We start from the raw sequence: 18,925 nt of genomic DNA on the forward strand, positions 1-18,925 counted from the left end.
AACCGGATGGAAGTCCGCGTATGAACTCAATGACGAGGGCATGTTCGCAGGTTGTTGATCTGCTGTTTCCCAGAGGCTGCGCCGGCTGCGATAGCCCGGATGACGTGCTGTGCGAAGACTGCATGGCGTTGTTCTCCCGTTCTTCCGCTCAGACTTTCGATGGCGTTGCGATGGGAAGCTGGTTTGCATGCGGATGGTACCGTGGTACCGTCAGACAAGCGGTTCTCGCATGGAAGGACCATGGGGATGAGGAATGCGACAGGCCGTTTTCTGAAACCATATGCAGACTTGCTGAAACATCTGGCGTCATTGATTTCATTCACGACAGACAAAACTCTTACCGTGCCGTTTTCGTGGTTCCGGCACCGTCGTCGCATGCTTCGATGCGGCGTCGAGGACGAAGGCACATGATACCGATCGTCAAACGGCTGGCAAGTTTTCTTCAACGGCAAACAGGTTGCAAGGTGACGGTATGCGACGCCTTGGAAAACAAGGGCGTCAAAGGAAAATCAGTGCAGACCAAGGGCGCGGCACAGCGTTCGCAGCGCTTGAAAGGGCATGTTTCGGTGCGTTCTTCGGTTTCATTGCAGAATACGATGGTGATTTTGGTGGATGATATCGTCACGACTGGTGCGACCATGCGTAGTTGCGTCGAGACGATGCGGAAGAACGGTGCCACGGTTATTACTGTGCTCGCGCTGGCGCACACTCCGGCGGGAAAGCAGATGGACGAGCCAATGCAAGCACAGTAATAACCGTAGAAAAATATTATTTATTTGTCATCCGAAATATGATATTTCGGCAGGATGATTTCGAAATCGGCGCCGCGAGGATCGTCGACAACCCTCACCGAGCCGCCATGCAATTGGGCGGCCCAACGTGCGATTGACAGTCCAAGGCCGGTTCCGCCCGATTCGGTGCCCGGTCCTGTTTTTCCCTTGACAAAGCGACGGAAGATATCGGAACGGGCCTCCGGTGGAATCTGGGAGCCGAAATTGACGACATTCGTGACGATGGTACCGAAATCCTTGTTTTCATGCGCTTCGATAAGCACTTTGGTGTTGTCTGCGGAATGTTTGAGCGCATTCGCGATGATATTGGTGAACAGTTGGCGCAAGCGGTCTTGGTCGCCTTCCATTTCGATATCGTCGGGCACATGCATTTCAATGTCGTGCGCATGCCCCGCGTCGGCGATCTCCAAAGGTTCAACGGTTTCATCGAGAAAATCCGCGAAATTGAACATTTCGATCTGTAGGCTTGCCGCACCGGCTTCCATGCGCGAAAGATCAAGCAGAAACGCGATCAGGTCGGATAGACGATACGTTTGGTTGAGGATGCTTTCCAGATTCGAAGGAGTGGGTTCGACCACGCCATCCGCCATGTTCTCGACCATGGCCTGCAGTGCCGATACTGGCGTGCGTAATTCGTGGCTTACATTGGCTACCATATCTCGGCGCATCTGATCGGCATGCTGGAGTTCTTCCGCCATTTCGTTGAAGGTGAGGGCAAGCTGCCCGACTTCGTCGCGACTATTGGAATCGACATGCACGCGCACGGTGTAGTCGCCGTCGGCCATCGCCTCGGCCGCGTCGCGCATTTGGCGTAGGGGAGAGGTGAGACCTCTGGAGAAGAAGTAGGTGATGCCCAAAGCCACGGCAAGGGTGATTGGCATGGCAATCCATACGCTCAGGCCGACTTTGAGCAGAAACCACGCCATGATGAACGCGATGGCGGTGGAGAGGGTGATCAGAACGCTCAATTCGACTTTGAGCGATGAAAACAAACCAATAGGGCGTTCGGTTTCCAATGGATTAACCGAACGCCCTGATTTCGTATCAGTAGCACGCATACTACCGAATCTTAGCGCAATGGCTCCTTGATCATTAGTCCTGGAGTTCCGGCGGTTCGAATGCGTAACCGACGCCATGCACGGTGCGAATGGTCTTCGAGCCGAGCTTGTGGCGGAGCGCCTTAACATGCGAGTCGACTGTGCGGGTGCCGGAGGCATCCACCCAGTCCCACACCTCTTCGAGCAGTTTCTCGCGGGTGAGCACGGACTTCGGCTTACGGGCCAGTGTGGCCAGCAGATCGAATTCTGTAGGAGTCAGATGCACCTGCTTGCCGTTGACGGTGACGATGCGTTGCGCCGGATCGATGACCAAGGAACCGAAATCGAGAAGCTTCTCGTTTTCGGAATTCTTGGCGATGACCTTGGCGCGATCCACACGGCGCAGCAGCGCCTTGCAGCGGGCGATGAGCTCGCGCATGGAGAACGGCTTGGTCATGTAATCATCTGCTCCGGCACCGAGGCCGATGACTTTATCGGCCTCGTCGTCTCGTGCCGTCAGGATCAGCACTGGCACAGGACGCTCCGCCACAATGCGTTTCGTGGCCTCAAGCCCGTCCATCACAGGCAGCATGATGTCCATGATGACCAGATCAGGACGCAGGGTCGCGGCGGCCTGAACCGCGCTGGCACCGTCAGATGCCACACGTGCCGTCCAGCCTTCCGCTGTGATGCGTTGGGCAATGGCAGTGGCCAGTGTCGGCTCGTCTTCGACCACCAGAACGGTGCGTGGAGTCGCTGTGGGTTGTGCTGATGAGTTGAGCATAGCTTTCCGCCTTTCTCAGAGTTCCGGCTTCAAGAATACTGCGCCTAGTGCCGGAACGGTGATCTTTGCGGACCAATCTCGTGAATGATACTCGCCTTCGACTGCTTCGACCGTGCCATTATGAATGCCGGAGCCGCCGTAGATCTCGTCGTCCGTGGTCAGCACTTCCGTCCATTTTCCGCCCTTGGTGAGTGGCACCTGATAGTCGGACCAGGCCTCGCCGGAGAAGTTCACGACGGCGACCATCTGCTCGCCATCCTTGCCGATACGCACGAAGCTGAGCGTGTTGTGGTCGGCGTCATCGCTGGTGAGCCACTGGAAGCCTGCGGGATCGAAATCCTGGCTCCACAATGCCGGCGATGTCTTGTACAGCTCGTTCAGGTCGGCGACAAGCTTCTGCACGCCCTGATGATCGGGCCATTCAAGGGCATCCCAGTCGATGGAGCCGTCGTGGTCCCACTCGCCATACTGGGCGATTTCATTGCCCATGAAGGTGAGGTTCTTGCCCGGATGAGCCCACTGGTAGGCGAACAGCGCACGGACACCGGCATACTTCTGCCAATCGTTGCCCGGCATCTTGCCAAATACGGAACCCTTGCCGTACACAACCTCGTCATGGCTGATCGGCAACACATAGTGTTCTGAATAGGCGTACACCATGGAGAAGGTGATCTCGTTGTGATGCCATTTGCGGTTGATCGGCTCCTCATGCAGATACTGCAAGGTGTCGTGCATCCAGCCCATGTTCCACTTGAGACCGAATCCCAAGCCGCCTGCGTCAGTCGGTGCGGTGACGCCTGGGTATGCCGTGGACTCCTCGGCGATCATCATGATGCCTGGATTGTTCTTGTATGCCGTGGCGTTGGCTTCCTTGAGGAAGTCGATGGCCTCGAGATTCTCGCGGCCCCCGTAGATGTTCGGATGCCACTGGCCGGCTTCGCGGCTGTAATCCAAGTACAGCATGGAGGAGACCGCGTCCACGCGGAGAGCGTCGATATGGAACTCATCCAGCCAGAAGCAGGCGTTGGCCACTAGGAAGTTGCGCACCTCGCGGCGTCCGAAATTGAACACGTATGTGCCCCAATCTGGGTGCTCGCCACGCGTCGGATCCGGATCCTCGTACAGCGGCGTGCCATCGAAGCGACCCAGTGCGAACGCATCCTTCGGGAAGTGGGCCGGAACCCAATCCATGATCACGCCGATGCCGGCTTCGTGCAGTTTCTCAACGAGATACTTGAAGTCGTCCGGACCTCCCAAACGTGAATCAATCGCGTAGTAACCGGTTACCTGATAGCCCCAGGAGCCGGAGAACGGATGTTCCGCCAGCGGCATGAACTCCACGTGCGTGAAGCCTTCCTTCTGCACGTAGGGGACCAGCTTGTCGGCGAGCTCGCGGTAGTCGTTCACGTCCTTGCGCCAGCTGGAGGCATTCACCTCGTAGATGCTGACAGGGCCGTTATGCGGGTCTTTGGCCGCACGCTCGGCAAGCCAATCGGCGTCATTCCACTCATGGTTGGACTCGACCACGATGGATCCGGTGCGCGGCGGAATCTCATGGGAGCGTTCCATCGGATCGGCCTTCATGGTCCACTCATTGTTGGCGTTGAGAATCTCATACTTATAGATTTCGCCAGCGCTGATGCCCGGGATGAACAGTTCCCAGATACCAGAGGATCCGAGTTCACGCATGGCGTGGGCACGGCCATTCCAGCCGTTGAAGTCGCCGACCACACGCACTGCGTGGGCGTTCGGAGCCCACACGGTGAACGCAGTGCCGACCACCTGCTCGTCCTTTACGCCTTCGGAGGAACCCATCGGGTCGTCGTAGCGGAGCACATGCGCGCCAAGCGCATCCCACAGGCGCTCGTGGCGTCCTTCGCCAAACAGATACATGTCCATCTCGCCGATGGTCGGCAGATAACGATAGGAATCGTCGGAAACAACAATGGAACCGTCTTCATATTCGGTGCGAATGCGGTAATCCGGCACGCCGTAGCCTTCATCGGTGGCGACAGCGGGAACGAGTGCCATGAAGACGCCATTGTATTCATGGATTGCGAGTGTTTGACCTTGCTCAGTGAGGATCGTCACGGATTTTGCCAACGGACGCAAGACGCGAATCGTGACGACATCCGCGTGTTTGCCGGAGCCGAGGTGACCACCGAGCACCTCGTGGGGATTGTAGAACGTACCGTTGCTTACTGCATCCAGTGTGCCCTGGGAAACGGGAACAGCAACGACATCTTCATTGATCTTGGATTCTGTAGCCATGGCAAAAGTGTAAGCATGAAATGCAAGAAAAGTGGCCCGTGTCGCGCCTATTTTTTCGTTTTTTCAAGCGTTTTTGGTCAAGTCCACCCCTAATGGCACAATAATTCGGGTTTTGTGTAAGCTTTTCACGGAGGATTCATGGGTTACAAGGTCGGCGACATGGTCGTCTATCCGCGTCACGGCGCTGCGAAGGTGGAGGCCATCACCGAACGGACAGTCAAGGGAATCACCCGCGAATATCTGCAGCTGTCGGTGCTTTCGTCTGACGGTCTGGTCATCAACGTTCCGGTCGACAATGCTAAGAAAGTTGGCGTGCGAGACATCGTCGACGCCAACGAAGTGGCCAAGGTATTCGAGATTCTGCGTACTCCGATTATTGAGAAGGAGATGAACTGGTCTCGTCGCTATAAGCTAAACGTCGAGAAGATCGCCACTGGCGACGTCAATAAGATCGCCGAAGTGGTGCGTGATCTCGCCCAACGTGATGTCGACGAGCATGGTCTGTCCGCAGGTGAGAAGCGCATGCTTACCAAGGCCCGCAACATTCTGACCTCGGAGATTTCCCTGTCTGAAAAGCTCGACGAGACCGAAGCCCAGCGTCTGCTGGATGTGAACCTCGGATATGAGCCTGCTCAGCCTGGCGATGAGAAACATCATACCGAGGCTCCTGAGGAAGCAGCTACGGATACGTTGGCTCGAGTCGAAGCCGAAGGTAAGAAGTCCAAGAAGAAGTAAGGCGTTTTCATGCGTATCGGTCAGGGTTTTGACGCTCATCGATTCGCATCCCGTGATGCAGGCAAGCCGTTGTGGCTTGCCTGTTTGCGTTGGGATGGCGATGGTATCGAGGGTGATTCGGATGGCGACGTCGCGGCACATGCGTTGATTGACGCTTTGCTTTCCGCGGCACGTCTTGGCGATATCGGCACTTTGTTCGGTGTCGGATCGCAGTCCGACGGCGCCGGCAAACATGGTGCCGAGATGCTGCAAACCACGGTCGATTATCTGAACGAACATGGCATGAGGCCGTCGAGTGCCAGTGTGGTCGTGATCGCCAATCGGCCGAAAATCGGCAAACGTAGGGAAGAGGCCGAGCGGGCGTTGTCCGAGGCTGTGGGCTGTGACGTGTCGTTAACTGCCACCACTACGGATGGTATGGGATTCACCGGTTCCGGCGAAGGCGTCGCCGCGATCGCCAATGCTTTGGTGGAGCCGGTCGAGCCGGTACGTCAGGAAGCCTGATTTCTTTTTCTTGCGGCTGTTTCGTTATTTCCTTTTGAAGGACTCAACCGCTTTCGCGATTGCCCAGAACAGCGTTGAAATCGTTACAATAATGAAGCTTGGGGGAGCCGGGAACATGGTGGAAAGCACCAGTCCTCCCCAAATCGAAATCAGGCAGATTGCCGTGGCGACGACCATCGCCTTGAATGGCGAGCGGGCAATGATGTTGGCGGTGGCGGCGGGAGTGATCACCAACGCGAAAATCAACAATGTGCCAACTGCTGGAACTGCAATCGTGATGACGCCGGCCATAATCGCCATAAAACAGATATTCATAAAACCGACGGGCACGCCTTTTGCCTGCGCTACCTGTTCATCGAGCGAACTAAATAACAATGGACGATAAATAACGGCCAGAACCGCCAACAGCAGCACATCGAAAATCGCAAAGCCAATGATCTGACTGTCGGTAATCGTCAGAATCGATCCGAACAAAATCGACTGCATCTGTTGTGAGGCCGAACTTGACATACGTGCGAAAAACAAGCCAAGGCCGGTGGCGAAGGCGAGCACGGTTCCAGTGGCGATCTCACGCTGTGAAGCCTTCTTGCCGAGCGCACCGATCACCAGCGCTCCGCCAAGAGCGAACACGCCAAGACCTGCGGAAACAGGCAGGCCGAGCAATACGGCTCCGGTGGCGCCTGGCAATCCGATATGCGCTAAGGCGTGGGCTGCGAACGTGGAATGTCTGGCGATGGTGAAATAACCCATCACGCCGGCTGCCAATGCGATGCACAGGCCGGCGAGAAACGCGTTCGTCATGAATGGGGCGTTGAGCGTGGAAACCCAATCCGGGTCGAAAGCGAATACGGTGCCGTCCATGCTCAGTCCTCCTGCGTGGTGTGGCTGTGATGGTGAGATTGCGCGATTTCTCCGGAAGCATGCGCACCGATGCTCATGCTTTCAGGCTCGTCCTCGCTTGGCGTCACGAACATATCTCCCTGCGGAGTGGTGACCACCTGCACGGTCGTACCATACAAATGCGTGAGTAGATGGGAATCCAGCACCTCATTCATACCTGCATAGTGCGGATGCCCGTCAAGCAGATAGACGGCTCCGGTAAGAATCGGCAGCAACATGTTGAGATCGTGCGCCACCACCTGAATGCTCATGCCGAGCTCGCGGTTGAGTTTGGCGAGCACATGCACGGTGGCGCGTTGACTTGCCAGATCGAGATTGGCGAGGGGTTCGTCGAGCATCAGCAGTTTTGGATCGTCCACGAGCGCCTGCGCGATGGCGACCCTTTGGCGCAGTCCGCCCGAAAGCTCGGACAGGCGGTAGTTCGCTTTGTCTTGCAGTCCGACGAAGTCCATAGCTTTGCGGGCCTTGTCTCGAAGTGCTTTGGTGACGGGATGGATGCCGAATTTGGTGCCCGTCAGGCCGAGGAGCACCGACTGTTCCGCGGTGATATTCGATTCAATGTCGGAAGCGTAGCTTTGCGGCACATAGCCGATGCGGCTGTTCGCGGAACCTGCAGGCCGCCCGAGCACCCTGATGCTGCCATGCGCGGTCGGGATCAGTCCCAGTTCGGCCTTCATCATCGTGGTCTTGCCGGCGCCGTTGGTGCCGACGATTGCGGTTACCGAGCCTTGCGGAATGCTGAACGTGCCATGTTGCCAGATGACGCGATCGCCTCGCTTGACGCAGGCGTCATCGAATTCGATGCAGGCATGTGTCTCGTCGTGCATGGCTTCTCCTTGGTTTGAATGCACGTACATACTCGCAAATGGTGTTGACAATCATTCTCAATAAGGGAGATGTGGGCCGGCATTCAAAGCGGCTCGTTGAAGAAATCCCAAGACGATGTCAGAAACCTTCATAAGCAAGAAAAAAGACCGTCTCACGTTCGGTCGAACGGTGAAACGGTCTTTGAAGATGATACTGAAAGATTATTTTCTCGGATTTGGCTGCGGGGCATCATTTGATTCATCATTCGATTCATTCGCCGTTTGCGAATCGTCAGCAGCGGAGGAATTCGCAGAATCCGTCGAATCCGTACTTCCCGAGCCAGCGTTGGAGCTGGTGTTGGCGTCGGATTGCTCGGCGAACATGTCGTTCAGCGAGAGGATGAGTGATCTGATCCACGATGTCAGGCTTTTGCAGTCGGAAGGCATCTGTTCGCTGATGTCAAGTACAGGAACATCAGACTTGTAAGCGGTGCCGGTCAGCGTGTTCGTGGCGTCGCTTGCGGATTGCGTGTCGTTGATAAGCACGTCAACCTTATGTTTTTCCAGCAATTCCTGGAATTCCTGAAGATCGTCAGGGGTTGGTTCAGAGCCTGTGCCTGTCGATTGCAGGTATCCCTCCGGCGTGTTGTCGGTGAACCCCATATCGCTGAGCAGATAGTAGGCGACGGGTTCGGTGGCGGCATAGGAGGCGTCCTTATGCGTGTCGCTGAACGTCTTCATGTCCTTCTCTATTTTCTTTTCTCGTCTGTTCCACGCGGTGAGTTTGTTACTGAAATACTTCTTTTGCGTGGGCATGATGCGGCTGTACGTGTCGGCCAATTCCTTGGCCATGGCGTTGCGGGCGTCGCTGGAGAACCACAGATGCGGATTATCGCCCTCGATTGCGCCGACCATCTGTGCTGCGGAAACGGAAACGGTGTCTTTGCTGAGATTCTTGACGGCCCAAGCATCGTAGCCCGCGCCATTGGACACCGCGACCTGCGCCTGTTGAAGCTTGCCGATGTCGTCGGTCTTTGGTTCGAAATCATGCGCGTCAACATCAGTCGAAGACAGAATCGACGTGACTTTCACGTGAACGCCGCCTATCTGCTCGGCGAGAGATCCCCACTGGTTGACCGAGGCGACCACCTCGATCGGCGTGATCTGTTCGGTCTGGGCATCGGAATCGGCGGAAGCATCATCGTTCTGCGAAGAGGATTCTCCGGAGCATGCTGCCGTGCCGAACGTCATGCAAAGCGCGAGTCCTGCGGCAAAAGCGCGTAACGAAGAACGTTTGTACAAGCGCATATCGGTTGCCCTCTTCCTGAACCGCCTTAATCGTGTTCATCTCATAAATACGTGTGCGACTTACGACTGAAACCAAGATAGCCTACGATACATGCAAATGCCAATACAACAGCAATCCAGTAAAGAGGGGAGTGGCCGGCATGGCAGTGAAAATCGATGGAAAGATGGTGTCCGCGCAGATTAAAGCGAATCTCGCCGAGCGCGTCGCATCATTGAAAGAGCGGGGGGTTAACCCCGGCCTTGGCACCATTCTGGTTGGTTCCGATCCCGGCTCCGTCAAATATGTTGCTGGAAAACATGCCGATTGCGCTGAAATCGGCGTGAACTCCATTCGAAAGGAGTTGCCCGCCGACGCAACGTTCGAACAAATTGCTGAAGCCGTGCGGGAACTTAACGCTGACCCTGCCTGCACGGGCTATATCGTGCAGCTGCCTTTGCCGAAAGGTATTGACGAAAACGCCATCATTGATCTGATCGACCCCAAGAAGGATGCGGATGGCATGCATCCGTACAATCTTGGCGAACTTGTGCTGCACGCGCGAGGTGACATTACCACGCCGCTGCCGTGTACTCCGCGAGGTGTGATCGAACTGCTGAATGCCTATGACATCGACTTGGACGGCAAAGAGGTCTGCGTGCTCGGCCGAGGCATCACCATCGGGCGTACGGTTGGTCTTTTGCTGACGCGCAAGGCGGTGAACGCCACGGTCACGCTGTGCCACACAGGCACCAAGGATGTGCGCAAGCATATGCGCGAGGCCGACGTCATTATTGCGGCCATGGGTTCCGCAGGCTTTGTCAAGCCGGAAGACGTCAAGGAGGGCGCGGTGCTGGTCGATGTCGGCGTTTCCCGTGTGTTTGACGAGGAGGCTGGCCGATATCGCGTGAAAGGCGATGTTGACAAAGCCAGCTACGAGAAGGTTTCGGCATATACGCCGAACCCGGGTGGCGTCGGCCCTATGACCCGTGCCATGTTGTTGGAGAATGTGGTCGAGATGGCCGAGCGTCAGCTGTAATTGCGCTTTATGCACGATGCGAGATGATTTCGGGCGTGTCGCGTGTTGTGGCACGCCTTTTTTGTGCATGGTCCCATGTAAACTTACACCTTGCATGTGTTACATTGCATGCACATAATTGAAGACCGATTTTATCCACCCACTATTTGTAAGAAACCAAATTAATGGCAGAGAACAATAACGAAGTCGCCAAGGTCGCCATCAACGACATCGGCACCGAAGAGGACTTCATCAAGGCAGTCGATTCCACCATCAAGAACTTCGGTGATGGTGATCTGGTCGAAGGTACCGTCGTCAAGGTCGATCACGACGAGGTCCTGCTCGACATCGGCTACAAGACTGAGGGCGTCATTCCCTCCCGCGAGCTTTCCATCAAGAAGGACGTTGATCCGGACGAAGTCGTCGAGGTCGGCGACACTATTGAGGCTCTTGTCGTCACCAAGGAAGACAAGGAAGGCCGTCTGATTCTGTCCAAGAAGCGCGCACAGTACGAGCGTGCTTGGGGCGACATCGAGAAGATCAAAGAAGCCGATGGCGTTGTCGAAGGCACCGTTATCGAAGCTGTCAAGGGTGGTCTCATCGTCGACATCGGTCTGCGTGGCTTCCTGCCGGCATCCCTGGTCGAAATGCGTCGCGTCCGCGACCTGTCCCCGTACATCGGCCAGACCATCAAGGCCAAGATCCTCGAGCTCGACAAGAACCGCAACAATGTGGTGCTCTCCCGTCGCCAGTACCTCGAAGAGACCCAGTCCGAAGTGCGCGAGACCTTCCTGTCCCAGCTCAAGAAGGGCCAGATTCGCGAAGGCGTCGTGTCCTCCATCGTCAATTTCGGCGCATTCGTTGATCTGGGCGGTGTTGACGGCCTGATCCACGTTTCCGAGCTGTCTTGGAAGCACATCGACCACCCGTCTGAGGTTGTCAAGGTCGGCGACAAGGTCACCGTCGAGGTGCTCGACGTTGATCTCGATCGTGAGCGCATCTCCCTGTCCCTCAAGGCCACCCAGGAAGATCCGTGGCAGCGTTTCGCTCGCACCCACGTTCCTGGCCAGATTGTCAAGGGCAAGGTCACCAAGATCGTTCAGTTCGGTGTCTTCATCTCCGTCGAAGACGGCATCGAAGGCCTCGTGCACATCTCCGAGCTGGCCAACCGCCACGTGGAGAACCCGGAGACCGTTGTCAAGCCGGGCGAAGAAGTGTTCGTCAAGGTGATCGACGTTGATCTCGATCGTCGCCGCATCTCCCTGTCCCTCAAGCAGGCCAACGACTCCGTCGATCCGGCTTCCGAGGACTTCGATCCGGCTCTGTATGGCATGCCGGCAGAGTACGACGAGCAGGGCAACTACAAGTATCCGGAAGGCTTCGACCCGGCAACCAACGAGTGGATCGCTGGTTACGAGAAGCAGCGTGAGGAGTGGGAGTCCCAGTACGCCGCCGCTCACGATCTGTGGGAGCAGCACAAGGAATTTGTGGCCAAGGAGCTCGAGAACGCTGAAGCTTCCGCCGCTGAAGATGGCCAGGCTCCGAAGGAAGAGAAGGTCGAAGAGGTGTCTTCCAACTACTCCTCCGAGAACACTTCCGCCGGCACCCTCGCCGACTCCGACCAGCTCGCCGCTCTGCGCGATCAGCTGCTCGGCAAGTGATTGAATGCTGAGCTAGAATCCAATTCAGCTCAGGCTAGATCCTAGAAAAGACCCCGTTCCTGATTCAGGTTCGGGGTCTTTTCGTATGTGCATGGCAAGCGTGCATGCGAAGCGCATTACAATGGCGGTTGTGGTGATTCGAATAGGATTGACCGGCGGCATAGCGGCTGGCAAAAGCACGGTATCTGCAAAGCTGTGTGAGCTTGGTGCAGTACTTGTCGATTATGATCTGCTTGCGCGTCGAGTGGTGGAACCAGGCAGCATTGGCCTTCAGCGTATAGCGGAATGTTTCGGCTCCGATGCTTTGACCGATCGAGGCGAGCTCAATCGAGCGTGGATGGCAGAGCATGTATTTTCCGGCTCTGATGCGGAACGGAAGCGCAAGATGCTGGACGGAATCGAGCATCCACTGATTTATGAGCTTGCAGTGCAGCTCGAACATGAGGCTGTTGAGGCTGATTGCCAAGCCGTAGTGGTGCATGACATACCGTTACTCGCCGAAGTAATTGGCAGCATCCCTTTTGAATTCGACCATATTGTGACTGTTGAAGCGCCTGAACAGGTGAGGGTCGGCAGAATGATGGCAACGCGAGGTATGAGCGAAAGCCAGGCGTGGAATCGTGTGATCCATCAATCCAGCATGGAACAGCGTCTTGCCATTGCCGATGAAGTCATCGATTCCACACAGCCATTGGAACAAATGTTCGAGCATATTGATATGCTGATGAAACGATGGCGCACGGAAGCGAGGTAGGCATGGGATTCAACATCGAACGCGTGGATAAACCGTTTGTGGTCAAATCGCCATATAAGCCGAGCGGCGACCAGCCCAAGGCGATTGAAGAGCTTGCGGAACGTATTGAAAACGGTGAGAACGATGTGGTGCTCATGGGCGCCACCGGAACTGGCAAAACCGCCACCACAGCATGGCTTATTGAACGTCTGCAACGCCCGACGTTGATCATCGAACCGAATAAAACGTTGGCGGCGCAGCTGTGCGCCGAGTTCCGTGAACTCATGCCAGACAATGCGGTGAGCTATTTCGTTTCGTATTACGACTACTACCAGCCGGAAGCCTACATACCACAGACCGATACGTATATCGAAAAGGATTCCAACATCAACGACGACGTGGAGCGGCTTCGCCATGCGGCCACGGCGAACCTGTTGACACGTCGTGATTGCGTGGTCGTGGCCACTGTCTCCTGCATCTATGGCTTGGGCACGCCTGAGGAATACGCTGGGCGTATGCTGTTTCTCGAGGAAGGCCAGCAGATCGACCGTGACGACTTGCTGCGCACTTTCGTTGCCATGCAGTACAAGCGCAACGATATCGCCTTCACCAGGGGTACTTTCCGTGTGCGTGGCGATACCGTCGAAATCATTCCCGTGTATGAGGAACTGGCCATCCGTATCGAATTCTTCGGTGATGAAATCGACCGTATCTCAACCCTGCATCCACTTACCGGAGATGTGATTGGGCATCAATCGCAAGTCCATATTTTCCCTGCATCGCACTATGTGGCAGGGCCGCAACGTATGGAGCGAGCGTTGTCTACCATTCAGCAGGAACTTGATCAACGTACCGCCGAACTGCGCAAACAAGGCAAGGAACTTGAGGCACAACGTCTTACCATGCGTACCACATACGATTTGGAGATGCTTTCCCAAGTTGGCGTCTGCTCCGGAGTGGAAAACTACTCAAGGCATTTCGATGGCCGTGAGCCGGGCACGCCGCCGCATACGTTATTGGATTTCTTCCCTGACGATTTCCTACTCGTCATTGACGAGTCACATGTTACCGTGCCACAGATCGGAGCCATGTACGAAGGCGATGCCAGTCGCAAACGCACGTTGGTCGAACATGGCTTTCGTCTGCCTTCGGCGATGGACAACCGACCGCTCAAATGGCCGGAATTCCAGGAACGCGTCGGCCAGACGGTATATCTGTCGGCAACGCCGGGCGACTACGAACTTGGTCTGAGCGATGGAGTCGTCGAACAAATCATTCGTCCGACCGGTCTTGTCGACCCGCAGATTGACGTGCGTCCGGTTGACGGGCAAATCGATGATCTGCTTGCGGAGATCAAGGACCGTGTGAACAGAAACGAGCGTGTGCTCATCACCACGCTCACCAAGAAGATGGCTGAGGATCTGACGGATTATCTTCTGGAGCGTGGCATCAAAGTCGAATACCTGCATTCCGATGTGGACACCCTGCGACGTGTCGAATTGCTGCGCGAACTGCGCGAAGGCAAAATCGACGTCATCGTCGGCATCAACCTGCTGCGTGAAGGTCTCGATTTGCCGGAAGTGTCATTGGTCGCCATTCTTGACGCGGACAAGGAAGGTTTCCTGCGTTCCTATCGTTCGCTCATCCAGACCATCGGACGTGCCGCGCGAAACGTGTCCGGCACCGTCATCATGTATGCGGACGACATCACCGAAGCCATGCACAAGGCCATCGATGAGACCAATCGCCGCCGTGATATCCAGATCGCCTACAACAAGGAACATGGCATCGATCCGAAGCCGCTCATCAAGAAGATCTCCGATGTCAACGACATGCTTGCCAAAGAGGACGTCGACACCCAGACATTGCTCGGTACCGGATACCGTAACGCGGACAAAGCCGGCAATTCGCATCTTGGCGTGCCTGCCACCAGCAAGGAGGAGTCCGACAGACGGCATGAGGAGATTCTTAAGGCCGGACTGCCCGCGCAAGATCTAGCTGATCTCATTCGACAACTGTCCGAGCAGATGCATACCGCCGCCGAACAACTGCAATTCGAGCTTGCAGCTCGTCTGCGTGACGAGATCCGTGACCTGAAAAAGGAACTTCGGCAGATGACGGAGGCGAGCAAATAGTTCTCGACTGGTCATACGGCATCCGTACCATAGTGGATTATGGCTGAAACACCACTTGTTTTTGAAATCGCCACGTTCGCGGTGCTTGCCGTCTTCTTCGTGGTCGACTTGTTCATCATCGGACGTAAGCCCCATGTGCCCTCCACCAAGGAATGTGTGCAGCATATCGCGTTCTTTGTGGTCATGGCGTTGATCTTCGGCGGGCTTATGTGGTTCTTCGCGGGATCGAAACCGGCCATCGAATTTTATTCGGGCTGGCTTACGGAATATTCGCTGAGTATCGACAATCTATTCGTCTTCGTCATCATTATGTCGAATTTTGCGGTGCCAAAACAGCTGCAGAAATTCGTGCTGTCCATCGGCATCACCATCGCATTGGTGTTGCGCGGCGTGTTCATCCTCATCGGCGCGGCCATTATCTCCCGCTTCACCTGGGTGTTCTTCCTGTTTGGTGCGTTTCTTATCGTTACCGCCATCAAGTTGGTCACTGGGGGAGACGAAGATGAGGAATATCATGAGAATGGCTTGATTCGCGCATTGCGCAAGGTCATCAAGATCACCGATGAGTATGACGGAGAAAAGTTGCGTACCGTCAAAAACGGTGCCAAGTATTGGACTCCGATGCTGATCGTCTTTCTGACCATCGGCACCACCGATGTGATGTTTGCCTTTGATTCTATTCCTGCGATTTTCGGTTTGACGAAGGATCCGTTCATTGTGTTCACGTCCAATGTGTTCGCGTTGCTCGGTTTGCAGCAGCTGTACTTCCTGCTTGGCGAGCTGCTCGACAAGCTGGTGTATCTGCCGCTTGGACTTTCCGTGGTGCTGGGCTTCATTGGCGTCAAGCTCATTATGGAGGCATTGCACGGCAATTCGTTGCCGTTCATCAATGGCGGTCAACCGATCGCTTGGGTGCCTGAAGTGCCTACATGGCTATCTTTGGCGGTGATCGTTGTGGCGATTGGTGGTGCCGCATTGGCCAGCGTGCTGAAGATGCGTGCCATCGAAGCAAAGGAAAAGTGACGATTTGAGAAACCGCATGGAAACATGTGGTTTCTTTTTAGCAAAAAAATGTGAGCGCTCACAACACGCCTTGTTTCAAGGTGGAAGTGAGTGCTTTTTGCTAGTAGACTGGTCGGTTGGAAACAGGGTCGTCAGATCCCAAATCAATATCAACAAGAATAGGCAGGCATTCATGCGTAAAGCCAAGATCGTAGATACCATCGGTCCAGCTACCGAGTCCCTGGAAGGCATCACCAGCCTTGTCGAAGCAGGTATGGACGTCGCTCGTCTGAACCGCTCCCACGGCACTCCGGAGGACCACCTCAAGGTCTACAACAACCTCCGCGCCGCCGCCAAGGCCACCGGCCGCAACGTCGCAGCCCTGGTTGATCTGCAGGGTCCGAAGATCCGTTGCGGTTGGTTCAAGAAGAACGCCGACGGCGAAGACAAGGTCCAGCTGACCGAAGGCCAGGAGTTCGTCATCACCACCGACGATATCGAGGGCGACGAGCATATCACCTCCACCACCTTCAAGGGCCTGCCGGGCGATTGCCACGCTGGCGACCCGATCCTCATCGATGACGGCAAGGTTCGTCTCGAGGTCACCAAGGTCGAAGGCAACAACGTGTACACCAAGGTTATCGTGGCCGGACCGGTTTCCAGCCACAAGGGCATCAACCTGCCGGGTGTCGCGGTGTCCCTGCCGGCTCTGACCGAGAAGGACGAAGCCGATCTGCGTTGGGCTATCCGCACTGGTGCCGACATCATCGCCATGTCCTTCGTGCGTTTCGCCACCGACATCGACCGCGCCCACGAGATCATGGACGAGGAAGGCCGTCGCATTCCGGTCGTCGCCAAGATCGAGAAGCCGCAGGCTCTTGAGAACCTTGAAGAGATCGTCAAGGCCTTCGACGGCATCATGGTTGCCCGTGGCGACATGGCCGTCGAGTGCCCGCTGGAAGAGGTCCCGCTGGCTACTAAGCGCTGCATCGAGCTGGCTCGTCAGTACGCCAAGCCGGTCATCGTGGCTACCGAAGTCCTCGGCTCCATGGTCAATTCCCCGGTTCCGACCCGTGCAGAGGCATCTGACTGCGCTAACGCCGTCCTCGACGGTGCCGACGCGACCATGACCTCCAATGAGACCGCCGTCGGCAAGTACCCGGCAGTCACCGTGAACACCATGAGCCGCATCTCCTCCTTCGCCACCGAGCATGGTTTCGACCGTATCCCGGAGCTGAAGAACCTGGATATGTCTTCCACCGGCGCCGTGTCTTCCGCAGCTGTGGATTTGGCTGACAAGCTGAACGCCAAGGCCATCGTTGCCTACACCCAGACCGGTTCCACCGTGCACCGCGTGTCCCGCGAACGCCCGGCCACCCCGATCTATGGCATCACCAACAACGAGCACACCTATCACTGGCTGGCTCTGTCTTGGGGCACCGAGTCCTTCCTGCTCGATGAGGATTACCACGACAAGTCCCGCAAGGACCTGATGGTCTTCACCGATAAGATCCTGAAGGATGCCGGCAAGGTCACTGATGGTGACAAGATCGTTGTGCTGAGCTCTGCCCAGGGCGAGCACCAGCCGGGTCGCACCGATTCCATCTACGTCCACACCGTTGGTGCTTGCGACTGAGATGCGTTTCGGTCAGCGACTGACTGATTAGCGAATAGGAGGGCTTTCGTCCGTTTGGATGGAAGTCCTCCTATTGTTTTCGGATGATGTTGATTTGTCGCCGATTTACAGATTGCGATAGGTTGCGATCAAAGTGTTGCACATGGTGCGAAACGCCGACCGCTCAAGGACTTTGCAAAATCATTTTTCTGTGTTAATATAATCAAGTTGTGCGAAAGCCCCTGTATCCCAATTGGTAGAGGAGACAGCCTCAAAATCTGTACAGTGTGGGTTCGAGTCCCACCGGGGGCACCGGATTGATGAACAGCCGTGGTTGGAGATTTCCAGCCGCGGCTTTCTCTTTGAAAACCCATCTGGCGCATGTGCCGTTACGTGGTGGCTCAGTGTCTTGTCATCTACTAGGCGGTGCCGTCTTCTTTGGTTCATATGGCGAGTCAGCCGCCGGCGTTGCGCTTGGCGTTCGGGTTGGTTCCGGCGGTCCGCGTACACGATGAAACCGCACTTCCGATTATCGAATCTGAGTTTCTTCAGTCTAACAATCGGGGTGTGGTTCATCTCAGTCTTGGATGGCCTTTTGCGTTTATAGCGAAAACAAGCGCCTTTGGCGACGGTTTAAACGACTGAAACTGCCTGTCGCTCAGTGTTTTACAGCCAAGGTCTGCTGCAGCGTATGCGAATCGTGTGGAGGCACGACGACCGCGCAATCACGATTGTTGACCGCTTCCACGCACACGCAGCCACGCCATTCGCCGTCGCCCAAATCTCCGATGGCATTGCCGGCTTGCTCTCCCGGATTCCATACCACGGTCTGCGCTGCGCCCTGCTTGGCGACAATGATGGTGCGCTGCAACACGGGGTCGCGCAGCTCAAGCGTATCCGCCGAATAGTAGATGCGGTCAACCATGCCTTGGAAGGTCACAGGTTCATCACCTTGGCTGCAACGCGGATCGCCATCCAATACGGTATCGAGATAGTCCGCGCCCTCCAGCCCGCACACCTGCGACTGTTCGGCGTCGCCAACCTGCAGGTATGTATGCAGTGCCTCTTCGTAAGACAATGGCTCGTCGCCATCATTATATACGGTAAGCGACATCGTCAATTCACGACCGACCTCAATAGTGTAAACGGCATGAAATTGAGGATTCGGGCCAGAAACAAACTGGGAAAGTATATCTGCGCCGATCTCACTGGAATCCAATGTATAGCGCAACAAAACATCGGAAGAACCTTCCTCATCATAATGCCAGAAACTGTTGCGGGCAAAACCATGCTTGGGTGTCTTCGAAGCCACATGGCCGCCTTCGAAACCGGAATTGAACCAAGGGAAAATAATGGGAACACCACCACGGATGGCAGTGCCTTCCTTAAGGTAAATCGCCTTTGGTCGCCAAACCACAGCCTGTTCGCCGGCAGGTGCCCAAGAAAGCACATGCGCACCGTAATCGCTGACTGATGCCGTTGCGTCTTCGTTGACAATATCTCTGATAGTGAAAGTGTTATTCATACGCCCAGTATAAGCAAGGTGACGTTGAAACATGATTCCCGGAAAGATACTTTGCAAGATTGCGATATTTCCTGAATTTTCCAGCTTGATATGCAAGGCAGGAATGAGGATTGCTGCAACACG

At 55.7% G+C, this 18,925-nt stretch carries 16 protein-coding genes and 1 tRNA gene; 10 read left to right on the forward strand and 7 right to left on the reverse strand.

Going from position 1 to position 18,925, the window contains the following annotated elements; genetic code table 11:
- Positions 1-20: 20 nt before the first annotated feature.
- Complete coding sequence (locus tag BBCT_RS03525) at positions 21-752, forward strand: ComF family protein (protein WP_047750610.1); 732 nt, start codon at positions 21-23, stop codon at positions 750-752.
- Positions 753-772: 20 nt separating this feature from the next.
- Here the strand turns inward: BBCT_RS03525 and BBCT_RS03530 are convergent, their stop codons facing one another.
- From BBCT_RS03530 to glgB, 3 genes are read right to left on the reverse strand one after another with little or no spacing between them, the layout of a single operon-like run.
- On the reverse strand, positions 773-1,849 hold the full coding sequence (locus BBCT_RS03530) for a sensor histidine kinase (RefSeq protein WP_033513340.1): 1,077 nt from the start codon (positions 1,847-1,849) through the stop codon (positions 773-775).
- A 34-nt stretch (positions 1,850-1,883) separates the two neighbouring features.
- The gene (locus BBCT_RS03535) at positions 1,884-2,612 is read right to left on the reverse strand and encodes a response regulator transcription factor (RefSeq protein WP_003835236.1); all 729 of its coding nucleotides are present in this window, start codon (positions 2,610-2,612) and stop codon (positions 1,884-1,886) included.
- A gap of 15 nt (positions 2,613-2,627) precedes the next feature.
- Positions 2,628-4,883, reverse strand: coding sequence for a 1,4-alpha-glucan branching protein GlgB (glgB, locus tag BBCT_RS03540; RefSeq protein WP_003835234.1), 2,256 nt, complete (start codon positions 4,881-4,883; stop codon positions 2,628-2,630).
- A gap of 138 nt (positions 4,884-5,021) precedes the next feature.
- Here glgB and BBCT_RS03545 point away from each other — a divergent pair, with 138 nt between their 5' ends.
- Together BBCT_RS03545 and ispF are read left to right on the forward strand one after the other, a co-directional pair.
- Positions 5,022-5,618, forward strand: coding sequence for a CarD family transcriptional regulator (locus BBCT_RS03545; protein ID WP_003835232.1), 597 nt, complete (start codon positions 5,022-5,024; stop codon positions 5,616-5,618).
- A 9-nt stretch (positions 5,619-5,627) separates the two neighbouring features.
- Entirely contained in the window at positions 5,628-6,122 is a 495-nt protein-coding gene (ispF, locus tag BBCT_RS03550; RefSeq protein ID WP_003835231.1) for a 2-C-methyl-D-erythritol 2,4-cyclodiphosphate synthase, read from the forward strand.
- 24 nt (positions 6,123-6,146) lie between these two features.
- Here the strand turns inward: ispF and BBCT_RS03555 are convergent, their stop codons facing one another.
- The 3 genes from BBCT_RS03555 to BBCT_RS03565 all read right to left on the reverse strand — a co-directional run bounded on the left by BBCT_RS03555 (position 6,147) and on the right by BBCT_RS03565 (position 9,136).
- Positions 6,147-6,983, reverse strand: coding sequence for a metal ABC transporter permease (locus BBCT_RS03555; RefSeq protein ID WP_003835230.1), 837 nt, complete (start codon positions 6,981-6,983; stop codon positions 6,147-6,149).
- 2 nt (positions 6,984-6,985) lie between these two features.
- A complete protein-coding gene (locus BBCT_RS03560; RefSeq protein WP_003835228.1) occupies positions 6,986-7,879 on the reverse strand; it encodes an ABC transporter ATP-binding protein in 894 nt (297 codons plus the stop codon).
- Positions 7,880-8,050: 171 nt separating this feature from the next.
- Entirely contained in the window at positions 8,051-9,136 is a 1,086-nt protein-coding gene (locus tag BBCT_RS03565) for a metal ABC transporter solute-binding protein, Zn/Mn family (protein WP_033513329.1), read from the reverse strand.
- 140 nt (positions 9,137-9,276) lie between these two features.
- Between BBCT_RS03565 and BBCT_RS03570 the strand changes: the two genes are divergently transcribed.
- From BBCT_RS03570 to BBCT_RS03600, 7 genes are all read left to right on the forward strand, one after another.
- On the forward strand, positions 9,277-10,152 hold the full coding sequence (locus BBCT_RS03570; RefSeq protein ID WP_033513335.1) for a bifunctional methylenetetrahydrofolate dehydrogenase/methenyltetrahydrofolate cyclohydrolase: 876 nt from the start codon (positions 9,277-9,279) through the stop codon (positions 10,150-10,152).
- 164 nt (positions 10,153-10,316) lie between these two features.
- On the forward strand, positions 10,317-11,792 hold the full coding sequence (gene rpsA / locus BBCT_RS03575; RefSeq protein ID WP_003835223.1) for a 30S ribosomal protein S1: 1,476 nt from the start codon (positions 10,317-10,319) through the stop codon (positions 11,790-11,792).
- 91 nt (positions 11,793-11,883) lie between these two features.
- Positions 11,884-12,546 (forward strand): dephospho-CoA kinase, encoded by a 663-nt coding sequence (gene coaE, locus BBCT_RS03580; protein WP_003835222.1) that lies wholly within the window; start codon positions 11,884-11,886, stop codon positions 12,544-12,546.
- A gap of 2 nt (positions 12,547-12,548) precedes the next feature.
- Positions 12,549-14,660, forward strand: coding sequence for an excinuclease ABC subunit UvrB (gene uvrB, locus BBCT_RS03585; protein WP_033513547.1), 2,112 nt, complete (start codon positions 12,549-12,551; stop codon positions 14,658-14,660).
- Positions 14,661-14,699: 39 nt separating this feature from the next.
- Positions 14,700-15,683 (forward strand): TerC family protein, encoded by a 984-nt coding sequence (locus BBCT_RS03590; protein ID WP_003835220.1) that lies wholly within the window; start codon positions 14,700-14,702, stop codon positions 15,681-15,683.
- Between the two features lie 172 nt (positions 15,684-15,855).
- A complete protein-coding gene (pyk, locus tag BBCT_RS03595; RefSeq protein ID WP_034248127.1) occupies positions 15,856-17,298 on the forward strand; it encodes a pyruvate kinase in 1,443 nt (480 codons plus the stop codon).
- 217 nt (positions 17,299-17,515) lie between these two features.
- Positions 17,516-17,589: transfer RNA gene (locus tag BBCT_RS03600), tRNA-Leu, on the forward strand.
- Positions 17,590-17,935: 346 nt separating this feature from the next.
- On the opposite strand, the gene BBCT_RS03605 is transcribed toward BBCT_RS03600, so the two are convergent.
- Positions 17,936-18,802, reverse strand: a complete 867-nt coding sequence (locus BBCT_RS03605) for a D-hexose-6-phosphate mutarotase (RefSeq protein WP_033513515.1) — start codon at positions 18,800-18,802, stop codon at positions 17,936-17,938.
- Positions 18,803-18,925 lie beyond the last annotated feature (123 nt).

It is taken from the genome of Bifidobacterium catenulatum DSM 16992 = JCM 1194 = LMG 11043 (assembly GCF_001025195.1).
Classification (GTDB): Bacteria; Actinomycetota; Actinomycetes; order Actinomycetales; family Bifidobacteriaceae; genus Bifidobacterium; species Bifidobacterium catenulatum.